Source organism: Rhizobium sp. BE258 (genome assembly GCF_031457345.1).
Taxonomy (GTDB): domain Bacteria; phylum Pseudomonadota; class Alphaproteobacteria; order Rhizobiales; family Rhizobiaceae; genus Rhizobium.
This window is the reverse complement of record NZ_JAVDWL010000005.1, coordinates 104,081-116,935: the sequence shown is the minus strand read 5'-3', so window position 1 is coordinate 116,935 and position 12,855 is coordinate 104,081. Positions and strand designations below refer to the sequence as shown.

Sequence of the window (12,855 nt, the reverse complement as noted above, 5' to 3'; positions counted from 1 at the left end):
GCGGTGCAACGGGTTCATCCGCTGCGTTTTCCGCCGTTAGAATGATTGGCCTATGCCGGCGTAGATTCCATAGGCCGTGCCATTTTCGTACTTGTTCAGCGGTACGGCAAAATCAAGCCGCAGTGGACCGAAAGGCGTGGCGTAGCGAATACCGACGCCAGCGCCGGCGCGGAAATCGCCGAAATCGGGGAAGGTGTCTGCCGAGACCGTGCCGACGTCGATGAAAGGCACGATGCCGATCGTGTCGGTGATCCTGACGCGTGCCTCCAGCGATGCGGTCACATAGGACTTGCCGCCGGTCGCCTCGTTGTCGGCGTCGTAGGGCGAGATCTCCTGATAGCCGTAGCCGCGCACCGAGCCACCACCGCCGGCAAAGAAGCGGCGGGTGGCGGGAATGTCCTGCAGCTCGCCGCCGACCAGGAAACCCGCGGCCACCTTACCGGCGAACACTACATTGTCCTCCTGGCCGATCGCCTGATAGCCCGAGATCGAGCCCTCGAAGGAGGAGAAGATGGTGCCGTTGAAGGCTTCGTAGCTCGGCGTTGCCGCGAGTGTCGCGCGGTAGCCTTCCGTCGGATTGAACTTGCTGTCGCGGGCGTCGCGCTCGTATGTCAGTGGCAGAGCGAAGGTCAGATACTCGTTGTTGCCGAAGGCGTCGTCGTCTTTTTCGTAGCTGATCTCGGCTGCGGCCGACACGGTGTCCTGATCGCTGAGTTCGTAGGAGTAACCGAGCAAGCCGGTGATCAGAGAGGCGTTGTAGGCGTCTGGATTTTCCGTCTTGGCAAGGATTGATGCCTTGAGCGTTCCTGCAGGGAAGAAGGCGCCAGGCTTGGTGAAGGAAATGCCAGTCGAATAGTCGAGATTGCTGATGTCGTTCTCGCCGAGCCGGCCGACTGTTCCTTCGATACGAAGCGATTCCGCCTCGCCGAAAAGATTGCGATGGCCCCAGTAGCCCTGCAGGCCGAAGCCGTCGATCGTCGAGTAGTTGGCGCCGAAGCCGAAGTAGCGCTGCTTGCCTTCCGACACCTCGATGGTCATCGGTAGCGTACCATCAGCAGCGAGCTCATTGGCTTCGTGAATGGTGACGCTCGAGAAGACGCCAAGTGCACGCAGACGGTCTCCGGCCTTCTTCAACGCCTCTGGCGAATAGGCTTCGCCGCGGTTGAGCCGCGAATAGCGCTGGATGAAATCGGGTTTGACGGTCTTTTCACCGGTGACGCCAACGGTGCCGACAGGGGCAACGGGGCCGCCTTCGGTGGTGATGACGATATCGACGGTGCTCGTGCGATGATCGGCAACGACCTCGCGCTTCGTCAGCTTGGCAAGCGGCCGTCCTTCGCTCTTCAACTGCTCGACGATCTTGTCGCCGGCCTTGATGATGACGAGGGAGCCCGCCTCTTCGCCGGGCGCCAGATCGTAGTCTGCGGGATTGCGCATCGCTGCATCGCCGCCGAACTGGACGTCGCGTACGTGGAACACCGGCCCCGGATCGACATTGACGTTGACGGTGACCGGCTTCGACCGGTCGAAAACCGGATTGGGTGGCAGGTTGTCGATATTCTTGCCATCGACGGTGATGGTCACCACGCCGCCATATCGGGCCTTTTCATACAGGGTGGCGATCAGCCGCTCGCGGTCGTCGCGCGCCTTGACGACGACGCCGAGATCGCCTGATACGGGCTTGTCCTTGTCGCCGACCAGGCGCGAGCTGTTTTGCAGCGCCTCAGTGAGATCAGGATCGGCCGTGCCCGACGTCAGATCGACGTCGTATCGCACCGGATCAGGAACCTGTTCCGCTTCGCTGTCGTCCTTGCCGAATATCGTTATGCCAAACAGCTTGAAGGCGTATGCCTCATCGACCAATGCAGGCGAAAACGCGGCCGTTGCCGCGATCACCATCATGGTGCCTGTCCGCCGATACGCGAAACCCGCTTTCGGTGTCGTCCCTCTGATCTGCATCCGCCGCTTTTAGTTACATGGAAAATGAAGCTTCGCGTTGCCCAGCCGCGGGCACCTTAGCGGCAAAAATGCGAAACGTGTACCAATTTAAGTTGTTGGCGGGCTAATTTAGTACAGAAAATGAAAAATCCCGGCGCTGGCCGGGATTTTTTAGTCGGTGAATTTAACGCTTAGTAGCCGCCGCGCGGGCAGTCGTCGATGTAGCGATTGCCGTTTCGATCACGATAATAGCACTGCCCGGGCTGCTCGGCGACACGGCCGATCAGTGCGCCGGCAACGCCGCCGATCGCTGCGCCAACTGCGGCACCGCGGACATTGCCTGTAGCAACACCACCGATCACAGCGCCGGAAGCGGCGCCGATGCCGGCACCCTGCTGTGTCGGCGTGCAACTCGCGATCGAGAGGCCGACGAGTACGAATGCGATAATCTTCTTCATTTCCATCTCCAAAAGGTTCGCTGCCCCCTGGCAGCAGCCGTCCCTCACGTGTTTTTGTTTTTGTCACGTAGGCTGCAAACTATGTCGTAAACAAAGCGTGTCCAGCAATCTCCACAAAGTTTGCGGTCACGCTTCGTTTCATAACGTTTCAGGAGAGCCCCGTTCTATCGGACTTCGGCAGTGAAGCAAAATTGATACAACTCCCTAAAGTAGCGGTTGATCCTAAAGGGAAAAGGTCAAATGATGCCGCTTGTGCCTGGAGGAGGCACGAGGAGGACATCATGGCGAAAGTCAAACTGACGGTGAATGGCCGCGCGGTGAGCGGCGACTGTGAAGAAAGAACGCTTCTCGTCCATTTCATTCGCGAAAAGCTGGGGCTGACGGGCACCCATGTCGGCTGCGATACAACGCAATGCGGTGCATGTGTCGTCCATCTGGACGGCAAGTCGGTCAAGAGCTGCACAATCCTGGCCGTCCAGGCCTCCGGCTCTTCGGTGACGACCATCGAGGGGCTTGCGGCAAATGGCGAGCTGCATCCCGTTCAGGCGGCTTTCAAGGAACATCACGGCCTGCAATGCGGCTTCTGTACGCCCGGCATGGTGATGGCCTCGGTCGATATGATCAACCGCCACGGCGGCCATCTCGACGAGGAAACCGTCCGCCACGAGCTTGAAGGCAATATCTGTCGTTGCACCGGCTATCACAACATCGTCAAGGCCGTGCTCTCCGCCAACGCCGAAATGCATGGCGGCGCCAAGCAGGCTGCCGAATAGCATCCCCTGAATTCGTCTGGCAGCTGCCGAACACAATTCTCTTTGGCGGAATGCCAGGCCCGAAACCCCATTGGAGGACATCATGGGTGTTGAAGGAATTGGTGCACGCGTCGCACGCAAGGAAGACAAGCGGTTTCTGACAGGCAAGGGCCGCTATACAGACGACATGGTCGTTCCGGGCATGAAATACGGCTACTTCATCCGCAGCCCGCATGCTCACGCAAAAATCACCAATATCGACGTCTCGGCCGCCAAGGCGATGCCCGGCGTCATCGGCGTGCTCGACGGTAAGCAGCTGTTTGCCGATGGCATCGGCAATCTGATCTGCGGCTGGATGATCCATTCGCGCGACGGCTCGCCGATGAAGATGGGTGCGTGGCGGCCGCTGGCGGTGGATACGGTCCGCTATGTCGGCGATGCCGTGGCGATCGTCGTCGCCGATTCGCTCGGCGAAGCGCGGGATGCTGCCGAAGCCGTCAGCATCGACTACGAGGAGCTTCCTGTCGTCACTGAAGCCGTCGAGGCCTTGAAGTCGGGCGCGCCGCAGATCCATCCTGAATCATCGGACAATCTGATCTTCGATTGGGTGATCGGCGATGAAGGCGCGACCGATCAGGCAATTGCGGCGGCAGCGCATGTCACCGAGATCGAACTGACCAACAACCGTCTGTCGCCCAATCCGATGGAGCCGCGGGCGGCGCTCGGCATCTATGATTCTGCCGAGGATCACTACACCTGCTACACGACGAGCCAGAATCCACATGTCGCCCGTCTGGTGATGAGCGCCTTCTATAATGTGGCGCCGGAGAACAAGCTCAGGGTCATCGCGCCCGATGTCGGCGGTGGTTTTGGATCGAAAATCTATATCTATCCCGAGGAGATCGTCTGTCTCTGGGCCTCGAAGAAGACCGGCGTTCCGGTGAAGTGGAATTCGGACCGCACCGAAGCCTTCCTGACCGATGCGCATGGTCGCGACCACGTGTCCAAGGTGAAGATGGCCTTCGACAAGGATCATCGCATCATCGGGCTGAAGGTCGATACGATCGCCAATCTCGGCGCCTACATGTCGCTCTTCTCTTCGGCGGTGCCGACTTATCTCTATGCGACGCTGCTGTCAGGGCAGTATGCGATCCCCGCGATCCACGCCAATGTCCGCACCGTCTATACCAATACGGCGCCCGTCGATGCCTATCGCGGCGCGGGTCGGCCGGAGGCGACCTATCTGCTGGAGCGGACGATGGAAACCGCAGCACGCGAACTCGGTATTTCGCCGGCCGAGCTTCGGCGGAAGAACTTCATCCGCTCCTTCCCGCATCAGACGCCTGTGATCATGATGTATGATGCGGGCGACTACGATGCCTCGCTCGACGCGGCGATGCAGGCTGCCGACTGGAATGGCTTCGAAGCCCGCCGTGCAGAGGCCGCGAACCGCGGCATGAAGCGCGGGATCGGCATGAGTTGCTATATCGAAGCCTGCGGGATTGCGCCGTCTCAGGCGGTCGGTTCTCTCGGCGCTGGTGTCGGGCTGTGGGAATCGGCAGAGGTGCGCGTCAACGCCGTCGGTACGATCGAGGTGCTGACCGGCTCGCACAGCCATGGCCAAGGACACGAGACGACCTTTGCTCAGCTGGTGGCGGATCGTCTCGGTGTTCCCATCGACAGCGTTTCCATCGTCCACGGCGATACCGACAAGGTGCAGATGGGGATGGGCACCTACGGCTCGCGCTCGGGTGCCGTCGGCATGTCGGCTGTCGTCAAGGCGCTCGACAAGGTCGAGGCCAAGGCGAAGAAGATTGCCGCACACCTGATGGAGGCTGACGAGAGCGATATCGTCATCGAAAATGGCGAGCTGAAGGTGGCCGGTACCGACAAGGTGCTGCCATGGTTCCAGGTGGCGCTTGCTTCCTACACCGCCCACAATCTGCCGGCGGGTATGGAGCCGGGGCTGAAGGAAACCGCCTTCTACGATCCGTCGAACTTCACCTTCCCGGCCGGATGCTACATCTGCGAAGTCGAGGTCGATCCGGAAACGGGTCATACCAAGATTATCCAGTTCGTTGCCGCTGACGACTTCGGCAATATCATCAACCCGATGATCGTCGAGGGACAGGTGCATGGCGGCATTGCACAGGGTATCGGCCAGGCGCTACTCGAAGGTGTGCACTATGACGAGAACGGGCAGCTGCTGACGGCGAGCTACATGGATTATGCCATGCCGCGCGCCGACGACCTGCCGTCCTTCAAGCTGTCGCATCAGAACACGCCCTGCCCGAGCAACCCGCTCGGCATCAAGGGCTGCGGCGAGGCGGGGGCGATCGGGTCTCCACCGGCGCTGATGAATGCGATCACCGATGCCATCGGCAACAATATGCTGACCATGCCTGCCACACCGCAAAAGGTGTGGATGGCGGCACGTGCGAACAATTGAGGAGGAAGGGCCATGTACGAGTTGAACTATCACCGCGCCTCTTCGGTCGATGAGGCGGTCAAGCTGATCTCCGGCAAACCCGAGGGCAAGTTCGTTTCCGGCGGCATGACGCTGATTGCCACCATGAAGCAGCGGCTCGCCGCGCCGAGCAACCTTGTCGATCTCCGGCATATCGATTCGATGAAGGGGGTCAAAGTCGATGGGCGAAAGATCACCATCGGCGGCGCAACGACGCATGCGGAAGTCGCTTCATCTGCGGCAATCCGCAGTGTGCTTCCGGCCTTCTGCGAACTGGCGGGGCTGATCGGCGATCCGCATGTCCGGCATATGGGGACGATCGGCGGATCAATCGCCAACAATGACCCGGCTGCCGACTATCCGGCGGCAATGCTGGCGCTCAATGCGACGATCATGACAAGCAAGCGCCAGTTGCCAGCGGATCAGTTCTTTACCGGGCTGTTCGAAACGGCGCTTGAGGACGGCGAGATCGTCACCGGCGTCAGCTTCGATGCGCCGGAGAAGGCCGGCTATGCCAAGTTCCGCAATCCGGCCTCGCGTTATGCGATCACCAGCGTGCTGGTGACCAAGTCAGGCGGCACTGTCAGGGTCGGAATCGCCGGGGCGGGCAGCAACGGTGCGTTCCGGCATGGCGGCCTGGAAGCGGCTCTCAGCGCCAACTGGTTGCCCGATGCCGCGATGGGCGTTCAGGTCGATGCCAACGGCCTGCTGTCCGATCTTCATGCCAGCGCCGAATATCGCGCCAATTTGATAAAAGTCATGACGAAGCGAGCCGTTGCTGCTGTAGGTTAGTCGCAACGAGCGACATTCCGGATATGTCAACCCAGCCGCTTTATCGGCTGGGTTGAAGCTTTTTCGTCTGGAATGATTCAAAAATATGCGCCTTTTGCCGCAGTTGATGGTAAAGGAGGCGCCATGGGTTGACGCGCGGCGGTGTGCTTAGCAAAACGGTCGCGTGATACTGGAGCATATGCATGGATTTCGAAGCGTTTTTCAAAAGCGAGCTTGATGGTCTTCATTCTGAAGGCCGCTATCGCGTTTTTGCCGACCTTGAGCGCCACAGCGGACAGTTTCCGCGTGCGACGCGCCACACGGCCGACGGCCCGAAAGACGTAACTGTCTGGTGCTCCAACGACTATCTCGGCATGGGCCAGAACCCCAAGGTGATCGAGGCGATGAAAGCCGCCATCGACCACTGTGGCGCGGGTGCGGGAGGCACCCGGAATATCTCTGGCACCAACCACCACCACGTTCTGCTCGAGCACGAACTTGCCGATCTGCATGGCAAGGAAGCTGCGCTGACCTTTACGTCGGGCTATGTCTCGAACTGGGCGGCCCTTGGCACGCTCGGCGGCAAGATCCCCGGCATGATCATTTTCTCCGATGCGCTGAATCACGCCTCGATGATCGAAGGCATTCGCTATGCCAAGTGCGAGAAGGTGATCTGGAAGCACAACGACATCCATGACCTCGAAGCCAAGCTGGCGGCCGCCGATCCCAAGGCGCCGAAGCTGATCGCTTTCGAGAGCGTCTATTCGATGGATGGCGATATCGCGCCGATCAAGGAAATCTGCGACCTCGCCGACAAGTACGGCGCAATGACCTATCTCGACGAAGTCCATGCCGTCGGCATGTACGGTCCGCGCGGCGGCGGCATTGCCGAGCGCGAAGGCCTGATGGACCGGATCACGGTGATCGAGGGTACGCTTGCCAAGGCCTTCGGCGTCATGGGCGGCTATATTGCGGCCTCGACGGCTCTTTGCGATTTCATCCGCTCATTCGCCTCGGGCTTCATCTTCACGACCTCGCTACCGCCGGCGCTCGCCGCCGGTGCGGTCGCTTCGATCCAGCATCTGAAGGCCAGCCCCTTCGAGCGTGCCCGCCATCAGGACCGGGTGCGCAAGCTGCGCCAGCTGCTCGACCAACAGGGCATTCCGCATATGCCGAACCCGAGCCATATCGTGCCGGTGATGGTCGGGGATGCCGCGAAGTGCAAATGGATCTCGGATCTGCTGCTCGACAATTTCGGCGTCTATGTTCAGCCGATCAATTATCCGACGGTGCCGAAGAAGACCGAGCGCCTGCGCATCACGCCGACGCCGCAGCATTCCGATGCCGATATCGAGCATCTGGTCGGCGCGCTGCATTCGCTCTGGTCGCGCTGTGCGCTTGCAAGGCACGTCGCCTAAGCAAAACAGAAATAACGTAATAAAAATGGCCGCTTAAGCGGCCATTTCCTTTTGAACAATGATTTCGCCGGCGCGCCGTCTTGCCTCGTCATCAGCTGCGAAGACGTCTTCCATCGTCGTGGCGGCCTCGTGGCCGGTCATCATATCCATCACGCGCTCGGCAATATCGGCCATCTCAAGGAAGCCAATCCGGCCATCGCAGAAGGCGTGGAAGGCGATCTCTTCCGCAGCATTCATGACGGCGCCCTGCAGGCCGCCGCGTTCCAGCGCTGTGCGGGCCAGCCGCAGTGCCGGGAAGCGCACTTCATCCGGTGCCTCGAAATCCAGTCGTGCCAGCTTGGCAAAGTCCAGCCGCTCGACATCGAGCTTCGAGCGGTTCGGATAGGTCAGCGCATAGCCGATCGCGGTGCGCATATCCGGGCAGCCGAGCTGCGCCAGCACCGATCCATCGACATAGCCGACCATCGAATGGATGACCGACTGCGGATGGACGATGACCTCAACCTGATCTGGACGAACGTTGAAGAGGTGCTTTGCCTCAATCATCTCCAGCGCCTTGTTGAACATCGAAGCGCTGCCGATCGAGATTTTCAGGCCCATCGACCAATTCGGATGGGCGCGGGCGATATCGGCGGTGACGCCTGCCATCTGCTCGCGCGTCCAGGTGCGGAACGGACCGCCCGAAGCGGTCAGAACGACGCGCTCGACGGCATGATGCTGGTCATCTTCCAGCGACTGGAAGATGGCGCTGTGTTCGCTATCGACGGGGATCAGCCGTCCGCCGCCTTCGGAAACTGCCTTGACGAAAAGCTGGCCTGCTGAGACCAGGCATTCCTTGTTGGCAAGGGCGATGTCGGCGCCGCGCTTGGCGGCCTCCAGCGTCGGCGCCAATCCCGCAGTGCCGACGATTGCCGCCATCACCAGGCCGGCATTGCGCGTGCCCGCTTCGATCAGCGCATCGCGGCCTGCAGCGACCTCGATACCACTGCCTGCAAGCGCGTCCTTGAGGGCGCCGTAGCTTGTTTCGTCGGCAGTGACGGCGAGTTCGGCGCCGCAGGCAATCGCCTGCTCGGCGAGCAGCGCTACATTGGCATTGCCGGTGATTGCGACCACCTCGAAAGCATCGCGGCCGCCAAGCTGCTTGACCACGTCGAGCGTGTTGACGCCGATCGAGCCTGTCGAACCAAAGATGCTGAGGCGCCGCGGCGCGGTGAGGCCGGTCTTCATGCGCGTGTCTTATCCAGAGCCGTCATTTGCCTTCGGCTCTACAGGGCTTTGGGTGGTGCGGCAAGTGTGCAACGCAGCAGTTTTCTCTCGCAACGGGGTTTACAGAGCGGCGTTGGGATGTGACTCTTGTAACATCCGTGGAGGATAACGGATGCGGCGGCCTGAACGGCCAGAGCCGCATTCCAGCGCTTGGGCGCATCCGGCAAATGGCACCGCGGTGCCCTGCCACTTCAAAAATTGGGAGGAATGAACGGACGCGTTTCGCGATGCATCCGCATGGTTCCTGCGTCTCGGCGCTCGAAAAGGCCGACTTTGATGACGATGCTGAAACTGACAATTCTATGCGCCGCCTGGCTTGTCCAAACGCTGCCGGCGCGGGCCGACAATCTGTTAATCTGGAACCCGGTGCAGGTGTCCGATCAGGCCTACAAGGCAACGATGGGGTTTCGTCTGCCGTTCGAGTGGGAAACCAGCGCCGGTGCCGATTTCGGGTTATCGGCAACCGATGGCGATGCGATCCTCAAGGGATCGGGGCAGGCCACGCTCTGGGGCAAGATCAGCAAGGTGAGGGCGACGCCGGCCGGACCGGCGCAGCAATCTGCCGGTGTTCGCGTCGATACGCTGCGCGGCAGCGGCGCGCTGATGCTCAGCCGCTCGAAAAGCTTCATTCTCTCCGACTCGCTTGATCTCCAGACCAGCCGCTTCGTCAATATCGGCTTCGATCCGGTGGCCGCGCGCCAGACTTCGGTCACCGCCAGCCAGGCGATGAAGCTGATTTATCCCTGGACGGGAACAGCGCTGACCGCCAATGGCAGCGTTACCGGCCTCGGTCAGGATTTTTCCAGCTCCGTCGGCGTCAGCCAGAATATCCTGCCGAATCTCAATCTGAACGCTGCCGTCAACGATCCACTGTCCTCAAGCCGCTCGGCAAATGTGAATATCAACTACCGGGTCACCTGGTAGGATCTGAACCAACCGCTGCCTCCGGCGTTTCTCTGCCATTACAAAAGGAGGAAGAGTCATGGTTTTCAAGGAAGCCACTTTTCACGGCAAACAGCCGGAGATCGAAGCCGAGTTTGTCAATCACGCGACGCTGGAGATTGCGGCAGCAGAGGCGCTGGCCGTGGCCGGGAGCATCGATGCGTCCGATGTTCAGGTAACGGCGGAGAATGAAGAGATCGTGCTGACGGGCACTGTCGGCACAATCGAAGAGATCGAGCGGGCGACTGCGGTGGTCAGCTCGGTCAAAGGTGTCCACGGTGTCCGCAACCAGATCCTGCTCGGTTGACGCCCTGCGTTAACCATTAACAAAAGATTAACGTTCTGTAATTGGACGCTCCACGGGCAGCGGCATAGGTTAAAGCCAAATTTCCTGGTTTTACCGGAGGTGCCTATGCATCGCATGGAAGAGATCAACCGCAGAACATGGAGCAACCCGCTCTCCCGGCGTGAATACCGGTCAAGCACTGGCTTCATCAATGAGGGTGAACGTGTGGTTTTCGAGATCGCCCGCAATCGCGGCGCGGGCGCGCGCATCCTCGACATCGGTATAGGCGGCGGCCGCACCACTGGATTGTTTCAGCCGGTGGCCGCTGATTATGTCGGTATCGACTATACGCCCGAGATGGTGGCGCTAGCGCAGCGCAACTACCCTTCAGCCCAGCTGGAGAACATGGACGCCCGCGATCTCTCACACTTTGCGAAGAGCAGCTTCGACATCGTGGTCTTCAGCTATAACGGCATCGATTCCGTGGATGCGGATGGCCGCAAGGCAATTCTTGGCGAAGTCTCCCGGGTGCTGAAGGCTGGCGGCACCTTCGTGTTCTCGACCTTCAACCGCAATTGGCATGGGTTCGGGGAAAAGCGGGCGCGCTCGTCGATCGTCTGGTCGAACGATCCGCTGAAGCTCGGCTTTCGCCTTGTGAAGCATGCCGTCGGGCTGGTGCGCGAGCGTCGGTTTGCGCCGCTGGAACAGCGCGATGGCGAACATGCTATTCTGCTGCACCGCGCCCACGATTTCGGTATCATGGTCTATGCAACGACGCCGGAGCAGCTTCGGTCGCAACTCGGCGAGAGCGGCTTTGACAGCGATCCGATGCTGTTTTCAGTCGATGGGCAGTTATTGCGCGGCGAGACGTTGCCGGACGAGGAATATTTCCACGTCGTTGCCTACAAGCCGGCGCTCAGCTGATCAGCCGGCGAAGCGCTCCGCCAAGAAATGCGAACTGCTGGTCGCTCCGGCCAGGCGGTCGGTCTTCTGGGTGGTCGTGGTGCCGTGCGGCTGGTATGCCAAGGCAACGATGACGGCACTGATGGCGATATAGCCGATCGCAAGTAGCGTGAGTTTTTGACGCATGACGGGAACTCCTGTTCTGCCAGCTTAACGCCGCCCCAGCGGCAAAGTTCCAGCCCGGCAAAGCGCAAAGAAAAACCGGCCTCTGACGGCCGGTTCTCCAATCTTGAGAAATAAGTCTTAGCGGCAGACGCGGGTCTTCTTGACGACCCAGTGGCCGTGTTCGTGGAAGCGGGCCGTCTTCACGTAGCAATGCGTCGCCACGTGGTGCATCGGCTTGTGCCAGCGGTGTGCCGGCGCGCGCTCTGTGGTGGTTACGGTTACGTTTGCTGCCTGTGACGGCGCAGTGGTCGAAACAATGGCGGCTGCTGCAAGCATGGATGCAAGAATAAGAGATTTCATGGTTTTGGCCTTTCGATTAACCGGACGATCAACTCGCCAATCGCACGCCTGGTTCCAACCTTACGAAATATTTAGGTTTTTCGCCCTGGAGCGGCTATTGTCCGGCCTTACTCAATTTCTGCGTGGGGTATGCGAAAAGCAATTCCGGCATCGAGTGCGGCCAATAAGCAACGGTCCTGCCTTCGAATTGTCCCCTTTGCGATCAGAACGTTAAGAACGTTCTTCATTGCGCATGGAAACAATGAAGGCCGCTTGGATCGTTCTGCGATCCCATACGTTATTTGTGGCTGGGTTTGCTTGCCGGTGCGGTTTCGATCAGAAGCTGCCGGTGCCATTTGAGAAGGAGACCATGATGAAAAAGACCATTGCGATGGTAATTGCAGCAGCTTCGCTTACGCAGGCTTGCGTCACGGCGGCGAGCGCTGCCGATATGGTCCGGACCTACGAGGAACCGGATACGCGCGGCGGCGTCAAGATCGGCATGCTGACCTGCGATATCGGCGGCGGCCTCGGCTATGTTCTCGGCTCCGCGAAGGAAGCCGATTGCGTATTCAGCTCGACGATCGGCAATGAAGTGACCGATCACTATACCGGCGATATCCGCAAGCTCGGCATCGACCTCGGCTTCACCACCCGCAGCCGCCTCGTCTGGGCCGTCTTCGCCCCGACCGCCGGCTATCACCGCGGCTCGCTCGGCGGCCTCTATGTCGGCGCATCTGCCGAAGCGACCGTCGGTGCCGGCGTCGGCGCCAATGTGCTAATTGGCGGCACGTCGGGATCGATCCACCTGCAGGCGCTCAGCGTAACCGGCCAGCTTGGCCTGAACGTTGCGGCGGGTAGCGCGTCGATGACGCTGACCCCGGGTTGATCACAGGCAATTCGCGCCCCTTCCGCGCAAGCGGGAGGGGTGTGCTCAACTTACGTTTCGAACAACCGGTCCCTTAGTAGTGGACGCGCAAGCAGGAACGCCGCTGGAACGTTCCGCGCCGCCGGATCAGCTATGATTTTGAAGCGAATGGTGATTCCGACGCGATTCGAACGCGTGACCCTCAGATTAGGAATCTGATGCTCTATCCTGCTGAGCTACGGAACCACTTGGGGCTCATGCATACAAAAGGCTTGGCGCGAA

Annotated in this window: 13 protein-coding genes and 1 tRNA gene; 8 read left to right on the top strand and 6 right to left on the bottom strand. The window is 60.2% G+C overall.

The genetic code is table 11. The annotated features are described in order from the left end of the window. Window positions 1-36 precede the first annotated feature (36 nt). The gene (locus tag J2X43_RS18890; protein WP_310296224.1) at window positions 37-1,959 is read right to left on the bottom strand and encodes an autotransporter assembly complex family protein; all 1,923 of its coding nucleotides are present in this window, start codon (window positions 1,957-1,959) and stop codon (window positions 37-39) included. Between the two features lie 170 nt (window positions 1,960-2,129). After that, window positions 2,130-2,396 (bottom strand): YMGG-like glycine zipper-containing protein, encoded by a 267-nt coding sequence (locus J2X43_RS18885; protein ID WP_112385738.1) that lies wholly within the window; start codon window positions 2,394-2,396, stop codon window positions 2,130-2,132. 281 nt (window positions 2,397-2,677) lie between these two features. On the opposite strand from J2X43_RS18885, the gene J2X43_RS18880 reads away from it, so the two are divergent. The 4 genes from J2X43_RS18880 (at window position 2,678) to hemA (ending at window position 7,804) form a co-directional block, all read left to right on the top strand. Beyond that, window positions 2,678-3,169 (top strand): 2Fe-2S iron-sulfur cluster-binding protein, encoded by a 492-nt coding sequence (locus tag J2X43_RS18880; RefSeq protein ID WP_310296221.1) that lies wholly within the window; start codon window positions 2,678-2,680, stop codon window positions 3,167-3,169. Between the two features lie 82 nt (window positions 3,170-3,251). Beyond that, window positions 3,252-5,597 (top strand): xanthine dehydrogenase family protein molybdopterin-binding subunit, encoded by a 2,346-nt coding sequence (locus J2X43_RS18875; RefSeq protein WP_310296218.1) that lies wholly within the window; start codon window positions 3,252-3,254, stop codon window positions 5,595-5,597. Window positions 5,598-5,609: 12 nt separating this feature from the next. Further along, on the top strand, window positions 5,610-6,407 hold the full coding sequence (locus J2X43_RS18870; RefSeq protein ID WP_310296216.1) for a xanthine dehydrogenase family protein subunit M: 798 nt from the start codon (window positions 5,610-5,612) through the stop codon (window positions 6,405-6,407). Between the two features lie 182 nt (window positions 6,408-6,589). Next, complete coding sequence (gene hemA, locus J2X43_RS18865; RefSeq protein WP_310296214.1) at window positions 6,590-7,804, top strand: 5-aminolevulinate synthase; 1,215 nt, start codon at window positions 6,590-6,592, stop codon at window positions 7,802-7,804. A 33-nt stretch (window positions 7,805-7,837) separates the two neighbouring features. Here hemA and dxr read toward each other — a convergent pair whose 3' ends face one another. After that, window positions 7,838-9,031, bottom strand: coding sequence for a 1-deoxy-D-xylulose-5-phosphate reductoisomerase (gene dxr, locus J2X43_RS18860; protein ID WP_310296211.1), 1,194 nt, complete (start codon window positions 9,029-9,031; stop codon window positions 7,838-7,840). 315 nt (window positions 9,032-9,346) lie between these two features. Here dxr and J2X43_RS18855 point away from each other — a divergent pair, with 315 nt between their 5' ends. The 3 genes from J2X43_RS18855 (at window position 9,347) to J2X43_RS18845 (ending at window position 11,222) form a co-directional block, all read left to right on the top strand. Continuing rightward, on the top strand, window positions 9,347-9,994 hold the full coding sequence (locus J2X43_RS18855; RefSeq protein ID WP_405049621.1) for a hypothetical protein: 648 nt from the start codon (window positions 9,347-9,349) through the stop codon (window positions 9,992-9,994). A 58-nt stretch (window positions 9,995-10,052) separates the two neighbouring features. After that, window positions 10,053-10,319 (top strand): BON domain-containing protein, encoded by a 267-nt coding sequence (locus J2X43_RS18850; RefSeq protein ID WP_310296209.1) that lies wholly within the window; start codon window positions 10,053-10,055, stop codon window positions 10,317-10,319. Window positions 10,320-10,424: 105 nt separating this feature from the next. Continuing rightward, complete coding sequence (locus tag J2X43_RS18845; protein WP_310296207.1) at window positions 10,425-11,222, top strand: class I SAM-dependent methyltransferase; 798 nt, start codon at window positions 10,425-10,427, stop codon at window positions 11,220-11,222. Here the strand turns inward: J2X43_RS18845 and J2X43_RS18840 are convergent, their stop codons facing one another. Both J2X43_RS18840 and J2X43_RS18835 read right to left on the bottom strand, forming a co-directional pair. Then, window positions 11,223-11,387 (bottom strand): hypothetical protein, encoded by a 165-nt coding sequence (locus tag J2X43_RS18840; protein WP_310296205.1) that lies wholly within the window; start codon window positions 11,385-11,387, stop codon window positions 11,223-11,225. A gap of 117 nt (window positions 11,388-11,504) precedes the next feature. Then, window positions 11,505-11,726, bottom strand: a complete 222-nt coding sequence (locus tag J2X43_RS18835) for a hypothetical protein (RefSeq protein WP_112386159.1) — start codon at window positions 11,724-11,726, stop codon at window positions 11,505-11,507. A 352-nt stretch (window positions 11,727-12,078) separates the two neighbouring features. On the opposite strand from J2X43_RS18835, the gene J2X43_RS18830 reads away from it, so the two are divergent. Further along, complete coding sequence (locus J2X43_RS18830; RefSeq protein ID WP_112386170.1) at window positions 12,079-12,594, top strand: DUF992 domain-containing protein; 516 nt, start codon at window positions 12,079-12,081, stop codon at window positions 12,592-12,594. Between the two features lie 148 nt (window positions 12,595-12,742). Here the strand turns inward: J2X43_RS18830 and J2X43_RS18825 are convergent. Continuing rightward, window positions 12,743-12,819, bottom strand: a tRNA-Arg gene (locus J2X43_RS18825). Between the last annotated feature and the right edge of the window lie 36 nt (window positions 12,820-12,855).

Bases quoted from the DNA above. Each gene is read 5' to 3' on its own strand.
- J2X43_RS18890 (WP_310296224.1), bottom strand. From the start codon at position 1,959: ATGCAGATCAGAGGGACGACACCGAAAGCGGGTTTCGCGTATCGGCGG.
- J2X43_RS18885 (WP_112385738.1), bottom strand. From the start codon at position 2,396: ATGAAGAAGATTATCGCATTCGTACTCGTCGGCCTCTCGATCGCGAGT.
- J2X43_RS18880 (WP_310296221.1), top strand. From the start codon at position 2,678: ATGGCGAAAGTCAAACTGACGGTGAATGGCCGCGCGGTGAGCGGCGAC.
- J2X43_RS18875 (WP_310296218.1), top strand. From the start codon at position 3,252: ATGGGTGTTGAAGGAATTGGTGCACGCGTCGCACGCAAGGAAGACAAG.
- J2X43_RS18870 (WP_310296216.1), top strand. From the start codon at position 5,610: ATGTACGAGTTGAACTATCACCGCGCCTCTTCGGTCGATGAGGCGGTC.
- hemA (WP_310296214.1), top strand. From the start codon at position 6,590: ATGGATTTCGAAGCGTTTTTCAAAAGCGAGCTTGATGGTCTTCATTCT.
- dxr (WP_310296211.1), bottom strand. From the start codon at position 9,031: ATGAAGACCGGCCTCACCGCGCCGCGGCGCCTCAGCATCTTTGGTTCG.
- J2X43_RS18855 (WP_405049621.1), top strand. From the start codon at position 9,347: ATGACGATGCTGAAACTGACAATTCTATGCGCCGCCTGGCTTGTCCAA.
- J2X43_RS18850 (WP_310296209.1), top strand. From the start codon at position 10,053: ATGGTTTTCAAGGAAGCCACTTTTCACGGCAAACAGCCGGAGATCGAA.
- J2X43_RS18845 (WP_310296207.1), top strand. From the start codon at position 10,425: ATGCATCGCATGGAAGAGATCAACCGCAGAACATGGAGCAACCCGCTC.
- J2X43_RS18840 (WP_310296205.1), bottom strand. From the start codon at position 11,387: ATGCGTCAAAAACTCACGCTACTTGCGATCGGCTATATCGCCATCAGT.
- J2X43_RS18835 (WP_112386159.1), bottom strand. From the start codon at position 11,726: ATGAAATCTCTTATTCTTGCATCCATGCTTGCAGCAGCCGCCATTGTT.
- J2X43_RS18830 (WP_112386170.1), top strand. From the start codon at position 12,079: ATGAAAAAGACCATTGCGATGGTAATTGCAGCAGCTTCGCTTACGCAG.